Here is a 16,106-nt window from a genome sequence, read left to right on the forward strand (position 1 = left end):
GTAAACTTCTCTTAGACTCCTCTATAAAATAAAATAGCCCGCTCAGTTTCGCATTGTTAAGAGGCGCGGGCGGGATCTGTTTTTTTGCAAAGTTTAACTCGTTAAGATTCTGTGCTCTTCTCCTCTGGCTTCATACCGACATAGACAACATCTTTCGTTCCTTGCTTATACGTTCCCGCTTCATAACCAAGCACAGTGGGGACGAAGTCAAATGGAACATAGATTTTTCCTTTTACAACAGCAGGTTGCGCTTGCACTGACTCCCCCATGCTGCTCCTATACAAAGAAGATACAGGTACTATATCTGAAAAATTGACAACAGCAGTTGGTTTTGTGATGTTGATTTGAATGGTGGTTCCATCTTTTTTGGTTAACAACGCCGCATCTGGCTTGCTGATGTACTTGAATGTATCCCCCATACCTGTCACGATAGGCTCTACAGGTACGTAGAGTACACCATCAAGTTTAACAGGCTCACCTTGTTGGGCATTGGTTTCAATTCCATCGATAGAAAGCCCATATGTCACTTCACTAATAACCTTTGTATTATAAGGTTTTATATTTTTAATGTCCTTTATCGTGTATATGGAACTGCCCGCTACAAATATGTATTTCCCGTGTGCTTTCACCATATCACCTAACATGAAAAATCCAGGGCCGTATTCATCGTTTTCAAAATCGGATCCAAATAGCGGCTTGTGTTCCCATTCCGTTCCATTTTTCGAAATCCACAACCCCCTAGCACCCGTCAAAACAAACATGTTTTGATCGTTCATAATCATTCTCGTATAATGCGGCGTTTTTTCATCTATATTCGTCTGTTTCATGCTCCAATGAACTGCATCTTTAGATAGATAAACTTTTTTTTCACCAATATCGCCAACAATGAAATTTTCCCCATTCCAGGCGAATTTTAGAACATCCATTATGCTACTTGGAAGTCTTGTTTGTGTCCATTTTAACCAATCACTACTCGATAAAACTTCAAAGTGAATGTCATTCCTATTAGAGAAATTTTGAACAATCAAATATACTTTACCATTCGCAGAGATCATATTACGAACACTATAGTTATATTTATTCTTAACCCCAATACTCTTTTCATTCCACGAAACCCCATCTTGCGAAACGTAGATATCAGGATCAATGGATCCTACTGCAACAAAAAACTTTCCCGTCCAGACCACTTGTCCAATTCCAAATTTATTCAATGATCTAGTCCATGTCCTGCCATCCTTTGATGTGTAAATGCCTCCGTTCCCAACGGCAACAAATTTTCCTGCCCCCCACTCAACATCAGCTAAACCTGGCATGCTCTTGGTATATCCATTATCTATGACAGTTACAATTGATGATTTATTCCATTTCACGCCGTCATCTGTATATATAATTGAGCCATTATTACCAACAACCACAGTTCTATTTCCATTTGTAGCAATCGCATGATAACCTGTTGTACTTACAAAATCGATACTCCAGTCTTGTCCGTCTTTTGAGTAATAGTAAAGACAGTTTTTTGGGGAATCTGGATTGTACGCCGAAATTCCCACAAATCCGTCTTTGGTTGCCAATAAACCCGCTGTCATCTCAGAACCCTGTAACGGTTTTTGAGTCCATTTCTTTAGATCAGAAGAAGTAAATATAACTTTATTTGATCCGACCAATCCTATTCCGACATATTTCGAACCGTTATAGGCAATTACATTGAATTTTGAATCTTTTATTGAAGATAGTAGCTTCCAATTCAAAGCATCTGTTGAGGAATAGACTCCGCCCTCTCCACCAGCAATAAATTGCTTACCATTCCATATCACATTGGAAATATGAATGGAATTTGAGCTGTTAGATTTTACAGCCCAGTTTACACCATCTTGAGACACAGCAATATCTTTGCTTCCCCATGTAGTAAGAATAGTTTTCCCGTTAGAAGTATAAATTGAGTTCCATTTGTATTTTGAAGATAATCCAGAAATTTCATTCCATTTTATTCCGTCTACGGACGACAACGCTTTCCCATACTGCGTTATTGCAATATATTTATTCGTCGTCCATACAACATCCATAACTGGTTCACTTTTCAGGTTTGTTGCACGCTTGTTCCAGTTACGTCCGTCTTTAGAGATAAATGCAATCGGATCACCATATTGAGCAGATTCACAACGAATCTTTTTACATTGAAAACCGATAATCAAATATTCAGAGCCGTTCCATTCAATTGTATTTAGAAGATAGTTCCCCATACTCGATAGTGTTGACCAATCTCTTCCATTAGGGGATACTGCAATTGTCCCACTTCCACTTGTAACAACATATTCGTTCTTCCCATAGACAAAACCAGTGGGTGCAGCAAGAAGGTTTGAATTACTCATCGACCAAGTTTCGTTTCCTAACGAAGATGCTTTATCTAATTGTATGACGGTCTCATTATCCAATTCTGTTACAGTTGTATAGCCGTATGAAACTGTAGATGATGCTAAGAAAGATACTAGTAACAATAATGCTGTTATCATTATTCTATTGTTTATCTTCATGATGAAATCCTCCTGCTGCCATTTTAGATTGCTACAACCATTGCGATAAACTCTTTTGTACATTTGGCTTTTTCGAGTTGAAAGTCCTCTCCGCTCCTTCGCCCCTCTTTCAAAAATCAAATAAAAAAACCTCCGAAAAAGATAGAGGTTCTGACACATTCCACTACTTGCAACCTGGCAATCGGTATCTCCTCCTCGGAAATCGACGACCCATGGCTTTGCGTCACTGCCTTTCGACAATTTTGCCAAAAACCCTATTCATTTTGGATAAATCAACCAGCCACTCTATTATACAATAACCCCCGCATAAACTTCTACGGGTGGTGTAATGACAGATTTGATGCACAGGAGCATCTCATCAATTGAGTTCGCTGGCAGTAATAAGATCATCCGGAATACCACAATCGGACCCCAATGTCCTCATTCAGACTGAGGCGATTCTCCCTAACTTCCCCACTATCACAAAAAAAGCCGACCTCATGCGGTCGGAGTTTTTATGGCGGAGGCGAATCGTGGCTCTGCAAAACCACAATCCGCCGAAGATACTTATTGCGTATAGTTCGCAGCATGAAATACGTCTCTGTTCAGTTGGGAATAATGAAAGCCCAGATCATATGCTTGCTTTAATAACTTCTCTATATCGTTATGGTCGGCATCCAGGGTGTTATACAAGATTTCCACCTTGGAATTGACTATTCCCGCGTAATTGGCCATGCCAACATTGAGCTGATGAGCGAGCATCTTGTCGTAGTTTCTTTTCTCGAAATGCTCTAATGAAGCACCTGCGAGTCCAAGCCATAATACCTGTTCATGATGAAGCTTGCCGGTTCCGTATGCAAAACCATAATTCCACACACGGTCGATGTACCCTTTTAACATAGCCGGCAAGGTGTACCACCAAATCGGGAAAATATAAGCCAACGCATCGTACTGCTTCATTCGATCGATTTCCTTCTCCACTTCAAGTGAATATACTTTATGATTACCGGACCAGTCCGGCTCGTCTTCCTCCCACAGGACCGGGCCAAATCCGCTGCGGTGCAGATCGAGCACCTCAGCTTCGTGTCCGGCAGCTTGAAGGCCTTGTCCGAAACGCTCCGCGACCGCAAACGTTAAAGAGCTTGTTCTCGGGTGGCTTACAACGATTAACACTTTCATCTTCTTCCCCCTACTCTCCTAAGTATAGATAGAAATGAATGTTCATAACTGGTCAATAATCCGTACACCGAATTGCTCCAAACGTGCGAGAGCCGCATCCACAGGGACCAACGTCTCAGGGAGCTGAATTCCTCCCGGAGCAGCGGAATAGCCGTTCCAACCGAAAACTCGCTCAATGGAGATCAAAACGCCGAGAGCCGTAAGGTGTGCTTGCCCTTGCGGATCGGATACGATCGTTCGGCGCTTGGCCGGCTGGCCCGATTTCAGAATGCCTTCAATTTCGATGTAAAGATCCTGGGAAGCCTGCCCCCCCGCTTGCGTCCCAATTGATGGACCCAGTATAAAATCAAACCGAACATTCGGTGCACCAGTGGCAGCCGCTAAGCTTGGGACATCGAGCAGCCCCATGGGAAGCCCCTCCAGGACGCTTCCGTCGGCAAGTTTGACCTGTCTCGGATGCTGACTCGCATCGACCCAAATCCATTTGCCGCCTTCTCGAATAAGCGCCCTGCCAATGAAGCTCTCCGAATCGCCAACCGTCATTGGCCCCATCTGTTCTCGATCATCGTAAAGTCCTGCCAACGCAATCGAATCGATCTGCTTGAAATCTTCAGCGGTTTTCAGTGCAACGAGGGTCATAACCCCGGATTGCGAATGCCCTAGCGGGACAATCGGACGCTTCGGAGGAGTCTTAAGCGCAGCAAAGGTAAGAGGTGCAACTTCGTCGGCAAGTTTTGTAATACCGATATGGGCGATTCCCTTCAGCAAAGCGAAATGGATCAATCTATCGGCAGGATCCTGCAAGGAAGAAACGATGAGATCGATTTCCCCCAGATTTTCAATGCTATGGGTATTCTCCAAGTCCAAATAAGCTGTTTTGGCATTTCCAAGTTCATTTGCGAGCGCGATGCCTCGCTGCGGATTTCGTCCTGCAAGTACGATTTCTACATCTTTGTTGATTCTACGGACATGTTGAGCGATGGCGCTGCCGACAACACCGTATCCTCCGGCAATTAATAGGCGTTCTGTCATTTGGTTTCCCTCCACTTTTTGAGTTGATTGCTGGAATATGAAAATTATGTTCCATATAATAACATTAGGGAAGAACGCACTTTATTGTGCTATTAGCACCGAATGGTGATATAGATACCAAAAAGTACCTATGTTTTTAATAAGAGTTCTGCCATTGACAGGAGGGGAATTCATGGAAACACAACCGAAGAGCACATACAACATCCCGGCAGAAGCTGCGCTCGACGTCCTTGGAGGAAAGTGGAAAACACTGATCTTATGTCATTTGTCCTATGGTTCCAAACGAACGAATGAGCTCAAAAAAGCAATGCCCGGCATTACGCAAAAAATGTTAACACAGCAACTTAGAGAATTGGAGAACGACGGCATTATCTTCAGGACAGTCTACAATCAAGTACCGCCGAAAGTCGTCTATGAAATGACTGAGGTAGGAGAGTCGCTTAAAGGGATATTGGATCAGTTATGTGAATGGGGGGAAAAATTCATTCAGGGGCAATTTCCGAAAACGAAAAAGAGCACCCCCAACGGCGCTCTCTGATTGGCTATACGATTAGTGCGCCCCTTTATATTCCTGAAAGATCGGATTGTGGCCGCACACCATCAGTCCCTGACCCCAGTTCACATGCACTTCTTCTGTCGGCAAATCTTCCGGATCGCGATACTGAACGAGCACATTCCTTCTCGGTCGCGTGCTTCTGTTTACGTCGGAGCCGTGAATCGTTAAATAGTTGAAAAATAATACGTCGCCGGCGCTAGCGGGACACGGCGTTCCCATGGAAATCGGGTATTCGACATGATTCAGATAATGAGCGCCGACATGCTTCATCGGACCATTCTTATGGCTTCCTGGGATGATGCTTAGGCAGCCATTCTCCGTATCGGAATCATCCATATGGATGCTAGTCATATAGCATAAAGCCGACCTCATGCGGTCGTCCCCATTCCGTCGACATCCTGCATAACCCTAGTCGTGCAAGCCCATCTCCACCCTGGGATGAGGACGGTAGTAGCCGATCGGGATTTGGACAAGGCTAGTTCGTCCATGCACGGACATCCGGTAGAGCTCGTCGCACGATCCGGCGTGAAAACCGAGAAGCGGACGACCGCCCATCCCGAGTGCGACCGACGCGAGCAACAAGCGCTGCAGGAGCATCCCGGCTTCCATCTGCTGGATGCGATATCCCCTAAACCCCAATTGGGAAATCAGATGATCGGCTTCACCGGCTATGTGCAAGCAGATCGGTACTTGAAACAAATTGACGTTGTGCAGGGTCATCCCCTGTTGCAGCCGGAGCCGATGATCTCCGGCAAGCGCGCGCCGAAGCGCGTGGGAGGAGGCGTCATAGCGGTAAGCTCCGTCCGGCACTCCTTCGATGTTATGGAAGCATCCGTATAGAGCGACACGAGTCGGAGGCATCTCTCCCGCACCGTCCAAATCGTTGCGATACGCGAAGGAAGCCGTCGCTTCGTGGAGCAGGGCGGCCAACTGCTGCTCCGTTACTCGATGCAAGACGAATTCGCTCTCAGGAGAATACCTCGCTCGGCTGGCCGCCGCCAGATCGTAGGTCAGCCTCTTCACCAAAGGCAAAAAGACGCTCTGCAGTCCGCTTTCCGCCCGCCCGGCGGGCTCGAAACGGCGAATCGACAGCAGCGTATCAAGCGACGACGCTTCGTTCATCCCGGTCAGCTGCGGGAGCTCCTTGACAGTTCGCGAACGTAGATGGTAATCAAGTCGAACAACCGGCAGCTCGCGGCACAGCTCATCAGCCGTCACGTGCACCGGCGCAATGCTGCCGCCGTCGATCCAAGCGTTGCCGCGCCGCGCTGAAAGCGGCACAACCGCATACACACTCTCCTCCCGAGGGGATAGCCCGAGCATATGGCCAACTGCCCGGTCCAGAAATCGGAAATGCACGCTTGACGTGTAGCCGAATCGCTTCGCTGCCTCAAGCATCTGCCCGAGCAGCACGCCCGAATCGAGCCCTTGCAGACGATAAGCGAATGTGTTGTATTTGAAAGCATTTTTCCAAACCATCGTTGATACCAAGACAACGCCGAAGCAGGAGGACATATCGCAACGGTTGCCGAGAGCCCGGGCCAAGTACGAATCGTAATCGCCCTCGCGCAGCAGTACCAGTCGGTGATGCGCTGCATCGTAATGGTATACGCCGGGAGCAATGCCGGCCGTGCGGAGATATATGTACAATTCGTTCGGGTACAGTCCTCCGCCGGACGGGACGAACCTGCGGCACTTCTCCACTGGTACGGCAAAAGAATGGCTTACTTGCGTCAGTCCGTAGGCGTACCAGAGAAAATGGCCGATGTCTTTCAGGTTTGGTTCCGCGGGCGTTTCCCGCGCTTCCAGCGTCAGTGGGATATCCGAGGATAGCGAAAAAGCCGGCAGGCCGCGATACAGCTTATAGGGAAGCGGCGCGTCGTCCCAATCAACCTCCCATCCGGGCTGCCCGTTCTGGTAGCCGTCGGCATGAAGTTGGCGTATAAACGCTTCCGGACTCATTCTGCTTCCTCCTGTCGTACCTAGAGTGAAATCGCAGCATGGCATCTGCCGGCTCATTAAGGGAACGGATGCGGATGAGGATTGAGCTCCTCCTGACGCAGCGTTCGCTCCTTGTACCCGAGCTCGGCCGGCACCCGAAGTGCTCTTTCCATTCCCGCCAAGCGGATAAAATTAAAGCCGAACGTCATCGGCAGCATACCGGGGATCAGCACCTTCACGCAGTGCAGCCCGTTCCTTCGCAATTCCGGCGTCGTCTGGTCCACCACGATCACATCCAAATGCAACCGGCGGAATATGCCGATCATCATCTTCAGGTCTTCCGTCAAATCCCGGTGCTTAGGCGCGGGATCAAATTCCTGACCGAACGTTCGCAGCGGCCGGTTTTCCTCCAGCAAAAAACGCAGCCGCGGCTCTGCCTCCGGCAGAGCGTATAACATGGAATGGTCATCCATGCTCCGAACCAGTGAAGGATCGCGGAGCATCCGCACATAGTCCTCCCGATTCGTCTCGAACCTGTCGTTTAGCGTCAGCAACATCCCCGACAGCTCGTGAACCGCTCCTTTTGCCGCCCGCACAGGATCCGGGTGCGCTCCGGCCGCGCAGATGAGATTAATTCCATTCGGCTTAATGTTTTTCGCCATCGCCCAAATGCTAGGAATGCCATTCTCCATCGTCGCGTTAAACAAGAGCACGTCAAAGCCGGCAACGGCCCGTAGACGGTCCACCATGAGTATCAAGTCGTGGTCACCGGCGGATCGGGGGTCCAGGCGCGGAAGCGGCAGCTGCGCATACCATGTCAGTAGGAACGAATCGCGCTCCACTACCTCCAGCATGCCGTACAAGATCGCTTCCTCCAAGCTTCCGCCCAGGGCGCAGCCGTTGGATGTCTCGTAAACGAAGCCTTGCCGGCAGGGTGAACTGTAGTACGCAAGCCACTGGGGCACCAAGATCGGGCGTTCCTGCGCAAACGAGAACCCCCAGACCCAATCGGTCTCGGCATCGGGATCGAACGGCCGAAAAGGAAATCCTGGCAGTTCATACTGCTCCTTTGCATACAGCCCGACCGTAACGGGATCGAGTGCTTCTCCCGCCAATTGACGGTAGCTGCCGCGCACTACTGTCCGCTTGCCGCGCGGCTCCATGCCGCAGTAGCGCTCCAAGCCCTCCATGATGGCCGTCAACTCGCTGTCAGCATAGCTATTCGTCCGGCCCGCCGCCGCCTCATCCTGCTCGAACATTGGAAGATTCACGCTCGCATCGGCGAAAGGCGACACCAGATCCAACATTTTTCCGTTCAAAAATCCGGTCTTGTAATCGAGATAGTCCCTGACCAAAAATGCTTTCAATTCAGAGAGCGATCGGCAGCGATAAATGTTCTCGCCGATTTTAGGGCGAGGCTCCAGCGATATCCGGGCCGCGTCCCGCGAATCGTCGGGCAGACGGCCGCATACAGGGCACAGCGGGTCCGGAAAGTAGAAATGGCTGGTGCAATTCAGCGTCTTCAGATTGACGAAAATGATACGCTCTTCCGTGCGGGAGCTACTGCGCCGCAGTACGCTCAGCGATTCCGCTGCAACCAGACGCGCCATCTGAATCAGTCCCGTGCGCGATGCCCACGCGTCGGACTGTTGTCCCCCGGTCTCCGTCAAACGCTGCTGGAGCTCCCAATTCTCCGTGCGGTCGCGTCCCGCGATAAGCTGCCGGGTGTCGGCGCACCTGGAGCACCCAGCCAATCCCGGCCTGACGAGCGGCCCGATCACGCCTTCACCGAAGGCGATGAAACCGCGCAGGAATGGAATCCCGGCCGCCCGCAGATTCGTTTCCGCCTCGCGGTGAACGGCGGGATGCCATGCATCGTGCAATACCAAGGCGAATTCCGCAGCAGCCGGCATTTCCTCCCTGAAATCGGCCAAACGAACGATTTGGCACTCGGAGATCAGTTCCCCGCACACCAGCTCCGCCAGATCTCCTTCACCGACAACGGCTACGACCGCGCTCACCCGGCTTCCCCCTCTCGCAGCAGCACGCCGAACGCGGCTGCAGGACCATCACGCAAAAATGGCTCTGCCGCCAGATCGACGACGGAAACCTCCCGGTCGCTTGTTTTCAGCTTCCGTATCGCATGCCTGACCACATTCGGCTGCACCGTCATCTCCTCGGCCGGGACCAACAACTCCGGCTGGACGTCCGAACTGAGCAGCACGGAACTCACCTCGGCAGCCTGCGGCAAGCGGTAAGCCAACCCGTTTTGCGCCTTCAGCAGTGCCGCCTGCAATGTCCTACGGAGCGCCATTGTCACGGTCAAGCCAGCGCAGCCGAACCAACCGTCCCCCGTACCCGCCCATATAACGGGAAACCCGTACACTTCCTCCCCGAGCCCGATCGTCGGTGCGCCCCGCATCGTGGTCAACGCCTGCAAATAAAACTGGCATCTCTCGTCGTCTACCGGACCGAGTCTCGCCCGAACGACAGACGGCGTTCGGCCCATCAGCCGAACCCCCATTCGCTGCGCTAAACAAGCCTGAAGTCCGCGCGCCATGCCTTCCGCGGCCGTCTCTCCGACACCGACGCCGATAAACTCCTCGGTATTAATGAGAACACCCGCGAGTCGCATCACATACGCCTCAAGCCCGGAAAGCCCCGCTTCCCGCCGAGCCTCCTCGTGCGTCAGCCCCGAACAGACGATGTCCGGCAGTAGACCGGCCGGCCCTTTCGACAGCGGATCGGCAGCCTGAACCCGGCATTGCGACAAGGGCAGCTGTCCAAGCTCTCCTTCCTCCCATCTATGAAGAATTCCCGTCCGGGCCGAAGTCAACTTACTGAGATACGGAAATAGACCGTTCGCAGCTCCGCCACCCGGCCTTTCCTCGAGCCTAAGCTCTGGTTCATCCACCCATTCGGCTTGAACTTTCGCTTTTCCGGCAGGAAGCGGATGCGGCAGGAACGAATGCCAGCTTCCTTCCAGCGTTTCCAAATCAAGCAGAAACAGCGAGTGTCTTGACTCCGGCTCGACAGCGCCTGTCGCCATCTTGAACAGCTCGAACACAATTACATTCGCGAGCAGCGCCCCCGCAGTGGAGGAGAAGGCGAAGTGCTCCGGGTCTTTAAACACTTCGGACTCATGGATACGCCGCCATGCTGATTCCCAGCAGACCGCGCTCCCTGGCTGCACGAGCGGACCTGCGATACCGGCCTGATGCAGGCGCACGGCGGGAAGCAGCGTTTTGCGTTCCTCTTGGCATGCCTTTTGAAGAAGATGCAGTTCCTCTCCATCTCCCGCTTCGGACACATAGAGGACCGTTTCGAACGGCCGTACGACTTCCTGCCAAGCGTTACCTTCCATGCGCGGCGGCGTCACTTCCCCGATTGCCACCTCGGGGTCCGTCAAGCGGGCATTCTCCGCCAAAGTCATAAGTCGTTGCCTGTCCGTCGGTAGCGAATCCGTAATCAGCATGCAGAACCGGGGCAAGCCTGACTCAAGCAGCGCCGACACAAGCGCGGCGAAGATCGGGCCGGAGCCGACCACGAGCACTTCAGCTTGCCGATAACACTGAAACCGGTAAGCGCCGGAATCTCCGCAGCTATCGAGAAAGGCAATTTGCCCTGCATACCTACGGACCGTTTCCTTCGAAAGAAGGTGCGGGCGGTCCTGGCTCACATCGCAGGCGAAGCCTTTCTGCCTCAGCACTTCCGCGATTTCGTACACCCGGTCCCGGTACGGGCCGGATAGTCCGTCCGTCAATTCCGCCAGCGTGTGCTCCCCATTGAACATGGGGATGAGCTTTTCCAGCCAGCGGTCGATCATCTCGCCTTTCATGTGGAAAGTGCCGATGTTGTTCCGAAAATAGACGCCGTCGTTCGGAACCGGCAAAAAAAACGTATCCGCCTTTACCCGTAGACACGCAGACGGGGTCAACTTTGACATTTCAGCCCTCCTTGCCGTAAACGCAGTACACCTCGCGACGCAGTTCTACATATCATATGTACGTCTCTATGTCCCACATGTCTGTTTATCCTCTTAAAGAATGGAGTTTGCCCCTGCACGGCGCCGTGCAGGGGCAATCGCTTTACTGCAAGCATAGAGAGAAGACAAATGCGTCAACGGCAGCGGTGGCAGAACCCCCCGCAGTGGAAACCGCCGCAGTGGAAGCCGCCGCAGCGAACGCCTCCACAAAACCCGCCGCAAAATCCGCCGCATACTCCGGCACAAAACCCGCCGCATGCTCCGGCACAAAATCCGGCGCATACTCCGGCACAAAATCCGAAGCCGACGCACAGACGAGCCGGATCCACCGGCGTTTGGCCGTTCGGAAACTGGCCGGCTTGATACGCAGCCTGCTGCTCCCAAGGAGCCATCTCGCTGGCCTGGAACTGCGAGACTCCCAACTGCTGAAGCTCATTTTGGAAATTGGTCATGTGATAAACCTCCAGTAGTTTTGTCGACGATCATTGAAACAATCGAAATGGAGCGGTTTCGACACTCGATAACAATTTATGGGCAGCACTCCGCACTTGTTACTGAGCCGAATGCCCATTTATTAGGCCTCTATCCCAAAAACGTCCGGAAACGCAAAAACGCCGGCCACCCGGAGCAGTTCCGAGAGGCCGGCGTTCTTTCCGTTGCTATAAAAACGTGTTGCGGATAAAACAAAATCCACAAACAGGGAGAACTTCTCCTTTAGCAGCTCCCCAATCGTATCCGACCATTCATGTCGGATTCTCGTGTCGCGATTTATTTGTTGGCTCGGGGGTATCTGACTTCTTTGATTCAAGTTGTTACGAAGATGATTCACGGTTGACGATCTTATAGGTAGAATCAGATGCCGTGCTCGTCCGCTTCGCTCCCTGCGCGCGGGACGAAACCCAATGTCCTCCTTCGGACTGGGGCGACTCCCCCTATCTTCGCCTCCACCATCACAAAAAAGCCGACCTCATGCGGTCGGCTTTCGTGATGGTGGCGCATCCTTACCTAAAACCGAAACCACGAAATCCTCATTACTGGCTCTATTTCCTCGATCAAGCTGTGCGAATACATTGACCAACGTGGAACGGTACTTCTCATCATTAAAAAATTGTAGGCACCAAGCCCCCATCCATACGGATTGGAGAACCTTTAAATGCGGATGCATAAGGGCTGCATACGAAAGCAGCCAGCCTGCCTATTTCAAAAGGCTTGATAAACCGCTGTATTTCGGATTGGGGCAGGTTTTCAGCATAAAATTTTTTCTCTTTATCCGAAAAAGACATATCATCAGGAAACATACTTTCAATGATTTGATATACATTTTCGGATAGCGTTGGTCCCGGCATGATCGTATTGGATGTGACTTCCGTTCCTACCGTTAGTTTAGATAAGCTCTTTGATAGTGATAATAACATAGATTTGGTTATACAATACTGAGGCATTTTTCCTGAAGGCATAATTGCTTCTTCACTTGCAATAAAGATTATTCGTCCATAATTGTTTTTCAACATTTTAGGCAGATAAAATTTAGATAATCCATTAGCAGCAAGGACATTAGTTCGGATATATTTTTCCCATACTTCATCGTCAATATCCTCATATGACATGATTTCATAAATACCCATGTTGTTAACCAGAATATCGACAAGGGGATATTTCTCAAATAGAGCTTCTCTTTGCTGAATATCTACAATGTCGGCTGTAGCATTCTGAGGAGAGGTAGACGGGAACTCCAACTTCAATTCATTTACTATTCGTTCTACCTCTTCATTATTCCGTCCATTAACGAGGACATTGACGCCTTCTCTGGCAAGTTCAATGGCAATTGCTGTCCTTTTGCTGATTCATTTGATCCAAATTGTTACTGAAAAACCATCAACTAAGTATATTGTGTTCGTTTTTAGTAAGGTTGGTGGAGGCGAACCGCGGGCGTTCAAATTCTCGATCGTCGAGAGGCGCTCACTGAAATTGTTCAATAAGCCGATAAAATTCTTCCGAAGGCTGCAGGCCGAGCTCTTGAAGCAGCGATTGCTTATAGCGCTCATAATAGCTGTATAACCCCTGTCGATCTCCCATGGCTCCGAGTATATTCAGCAGCAGCAGATTGGACTCTTCTTCAAATTCATTGCGGGATACCATTCTTCTCGCTATTTGCGCCGCTTCTCGATATCGCTTTTGTGCTAGCAGCCAATTAGCTAGACGCTTGGCTAAGGAATCGTACAATATCGCTAACCGCTCGCGTTCCACCGTTGCCCACTCAAACGATTTATCCTCAATCAGTTCGCCAGCAAACCGTTTCTCAAGATCGATTGCCGCCGTTTCATTGGTTACGTTGATCTCGGATAAATCCTCCAAGCCTTGCTCAAATTGAATAAAGTCCACATCGACCTGATCCACATCAACACGATACTGATCATGCGCTGATATGACGATCTCCTTGAACCCATGAACTGTCAACGCTTTCCTAAGCTGATAGACGGCCGTATTGAGATACAATTCCGCATTCTTAAGGGGCATTCTCGGGAAAATATCCTCCAAAATCCGGTCTCTGCCTACACTTCGCCCCCGATTAACGAGCAAATAGGCGAACAGCTCCATGCTTTTTTTGGAAATCCACTTGACTACTCCCGCTTGCTTGCTGCTTGCCTCGAAGGACCCCAGTCCCCGAACTGTCAGCCGATTATGCGCGAGGTCGACAGGCTTATCGGAAGAGGCGCTGCGTCTGCTTGCCGCTCTAGCGATCGTCTGGGCTAGGCGCTTCCTGGAAATTGGCTTAACCATATAATCCAGCGGATAGACATCGTAGGCATCCATCGCATATTCGGCATGAGAAGTCGTAAACACGATATCAAGCTCCGCCCGAACCGAACGCAAGCTTCGAGCTAGTTCTAATCCATCGTCCGAGGCGATCTGAATATCCAGGAACGCGAGATCCACCTCTCCCTCCCCGTCCTGAACGAAGTCTAGCGCCTCTTGCGCGCTCTGAAAGCTCCCAACAAGCTCCACGCCGTCCATACTAGACAGCAGCCGCTTCATAGCGAGCAGCATGGCGGGCTCATCGTCAACGATGAGAACTCTCATTCCTCTGCTCCGCCTCTCATGGTGAAGTAAAATGTGCTTCCATGTCCTACTTTGCTATCCGCCCCTATACGCCCGCCGCTTCGCTCAACGAACTGCCGGCTTACGAGCAGTCCGAGCCCCGCACCCTTCTCTCCCATAGTGCCCGATAATGAGCGAAGCTGCGTCTCGCCAAATAATCGACGAATCCGCTCTTCTTCCATCCCAACCCCGTTATCTCGGACGGATACGGTCACCATTTCCCCCGATAACTGGGCGAACACATCGACCGTCCCCCCCAGTCCGGTAAATTTAATGGCGTTGGATAACAAATTACGAAGAATTAATCCAAGCACTTCCCGATCCGCATATATGCGAGTGCCTCTGTCAATCCTGTTATTCATGCTTATCTGTTTGGCCTCGCTTGTAATAAGCAGCCTATCGAAGCACTCCTCCACAACCTCTGCCAGCTCCAGCAATTGCGGACGAAGAGCCATATCCTCCCGCTGGCTGCGAAACCACTCTAGCAAATTCGTCGTCATACCAAGCGTCTGACGAATTTGGCCGCCCAGCGTCTCAATGATCTCCCGATGGTCCGCATCGAAACTCTCTCTATCTTCCTCCAACCGTTCAACGAGTTGAAACTGTGCCGCCAGCGGACTGCGAATATCATGCGACACGATCGCTATGAGCTGATCCTTCAACTGACCCAGCTGTGCAATCTGCTCCAGATGCCGCTGCTTCTCCGTAATATCAACGATAAGAGAGATGCTTCCCTGCCCCTGTCTACGAAGAATATGCAACGGATATACGTTCACGTTGTATATCTTTCTTTCTCCGTCCAGCCGTGTATCAATCTCCACTCGACCCTGTTGCATCGACTTGCACAACTGATGCCATTCCGGCCAAGCTGCCAAAACCTCCGCGACATTCCGACCATTAATAGCTCCGTGCCCGATCTCCGAGAACCACTCGGAAGCCCTTCTATTGCTATCGATAATCTTCCCTGAAGCATTCGCGATTACAATGCTTTCCTGAAGCGTATCGAGCACAATATTTCTAGCAATCGGCACGGTATTGAAAAACTTGATCTGCAAGGTAATCGCCAGCATAACCGTCCCCGTAAATCCGCAATAAACCGAGAACGGGTGCAGCCAGGATGACGACGCGGGACTTGCGAGTTTTACGACCTCAAGAACAATCGGCAACGTGGCCAGCAACAGGACCCACATTCCCGGTTTGCGAAAATCGTTACGGATGTTCCGTATATATTGGAAAAGAAAAAATAGACATCCAACCAAAATGCTGTAACAAGTAATCGAGAAAGCGACTGAATAGAGGGTCCTCGTCGTCATTAAATGTCCATTGTAGATCTCCATCTTGCGATAGATCATATGAAGCACGGGATCTAGCCACGACAGCAGCGACCAGAGCGCAAATACCGCGATCAGCATAATCTTCCATCGAGCCTTTACTAATTTGTCGCGACCGATCAACTGATACACGAATAGGAGAAAGAAAGGGACCATTAAATTAAGCGCCGTACTCTGAATATTACGGAAAAACAGCTTGTCATTTAATAAATCGCTATTTCTCTCCATAATGACACCGCTTGAATAAATAATCCGGCACACAATCACGCCGATGAGATAACGCACGCCGCGTTCTCTTCTAAATCCGTATACGGAGAATAAGATGATGCCCATCATGATCAACGAAGCAATCATAAATACAAGCTCTACAGTGGAATTCATGAGGTATATCCCTTTATGTCTGTTAAAAGTAAATTACTGGGTTATCGTCGTTTCTCTCAATATAATATACGGCATCATGAGGCGCAAGGCGC

General features: G+C 50.4%; 10 protein-coding genes, 2 pseudogenes and 1 riboswitch. Of the genes and pseudogenes, 1 reads left to right on the forward strand and 11 read right to left on the reverse strand.

The features are described from left to right. Positions 1–101: 101 nt before the first annotated feature. The 3 genes from FPZ45_RS14360 to FPZ45_RS14370 all read right to left on the reverse strand — a co-directional run bounded on the left by FPZ45_RS14360 (position 102) and on the right by FPZ45_RS14370 (position 4,721). Entirely contained in the window at positions 102–2,531 is a 2,430-nt protein-coding gene (locus FPZ45_RS14360) for a stalk domain-containing protein (protein ID WP_186438405.1), read from the reverse strand. 165 nt (positions 2,532–2,696) lie between these two features. Then, a riboswitch (cyclic di-GMP riboswitch) is annotated at positions 2,697–2,788 on the reverse strand. A gap of 289 nt (positions 2,789–3,077) precedes the next feature. Further along, entirely contained in the window at positions 3,078–3,689 is a 612-nt protein-coding gene (locus tag FPZ45_RS14365; RefSeq protein WP_144702977.1) for an NAD(P)H oxidoreductase, read from the reverse strand. Positions 3,690–3,731: 42 nt separating this feature from the next. Further along, a complete protein-coding gene (locus FPZ45_RS14370; RefSeq protein WP_144702980.1) occupies positions 3,732–4,721 on the reverse strand; it encodes a saccharopine dehydrogenase family protein in 990 nt (329 codons plus the stop codon). A 172-nt stretch (positions 4,722–4,893) separates the two neighbouring features. Here FPZ45_RS14370 and FPZ45_RS14375 point away from each other — a divergent pair, with 172 nt between their 5' ends. Next, positions 4,894–5,259, forward strand: a complete 366-nt coding sequence (locus tag FPZ45_RS14375; RefSeq protein WP_144702983.1) for a winged helix-turn-helix transcriptional regulator — start codon at positions 4,894–4,896, stop codon at positions 5,257–5,259. A 12-nt stretch (positions 5,260–5,271) separates the two neighbouring features. On the opposite strand, the pseudogene FPZ45_RS14380 reads toward FPZ45_RS14375, so the two are convergent. The 8 genes and pseudogenes from FPZ45_RS14380 to FPZ45_RS14415 form a co-directional block, all read right to left on the reverse strand. Then, positions 5,272–5,622: pseudogene (locus FPZ45_RS14380) on the reverse strand (phytanoyl-CoA dioxygenase family protein); the annotation flags it as partial. Between the two features lie 63 nt (positions 5,623–5,685). Further along, positions 5,686–7,239: a SagB family peptide dehydrogenase gene (locus tag FPZ45_RS14385; protein WP_144702986.1), complete on the reverse strand. Its 1,554-nt coding sequence runs from the start codon at positions 7,237–7,239 to the stop codon at positions 5,686–5,688. Between the two features lie 56 nt (positions 7,240–7,295). Continuing rightward, a complete protein-coding gene (locus FPZ45_RS14390) occupies positions 7,296–9,239 on the reverse strand; it encodes a TOMM precursor leader peptide-binding protein (protein WP_144702989.1) in 1,944 nt (647 codons plus the stop codon). Then, on the reverse strand, positions 9,236–11,164 hold the full coding sequence (locus FPZ45_RS14395) for a putative thiazole-containing bacteriocin maturation protein (protein WP_144702992.1): 1,929 nt from the start codon (positions 11,162–11,164) through the stop codon (positions 9,236–9,238). Before FPZ45_RS14395 ends, FPZ45_RS14390 begins: the two co-directional genes overlap by 4 nt. 173 nt (positions 11,165–11,337) lie before the next feature. Further along, the gene (locus FPZ45_RS14400; protein WP_144702995.1) at positions 11,338–11,655 is read right to left on the reverse strand and encodes a heterocycloanthracin/sonorensin family bacteriocin; all 318 of its coding nucleotides are present in this window, start codon (positions 11,653–11,655) and stop codon (positions 11,338–11,340) included. 648 nt (positions 11,656–12,303) lie between these two features. Further along, positions 12,304–13,032 (reverse strand): annotated as a pseudogene (locus tag FPZ45_RS14405) (SDR family NAD(P)-dependent oxidoreductase); the annotation flags it as partial. 130 nt (positions 13,033–13,162) lie between these two features. After that, complete coding sequence (locus tag FPZ45_RS14410; protein WP_144703001.1) at positions 13,163–14,284, reverse strand: response regulator; 1,122 nt, start codon at positions 14,282–14,284, stop codon at positions 13,163–13,165. Continuing rightward, the gene (locus tag FPZ45_RS14415; protein WP_144703004.1) at positions 14,281–16,014 is read right to left on the reverse strand and encodes a sensor histidine kinase; all 1,734 of its coding nucleotides are present in this window, start codon (positions 16,012–16,014) and stop codon (positions 14,281–14,283) included. Before FPZ45_RS14415 ends, FPZ45_RS14410 begins: the two co-directional genes overlap by 4 nt. Positions 16,015–16,106 lie beyond the last annotated feature (92 nt).

It is taken from the genome of Cohnella terricola (genome assembly GCF_007786475.1).
GTDB lineage: Bacteria > Bacillota > Bacilli > Paenibacillales > Paenibacillaceae > Cohnella > Cohnella terricola.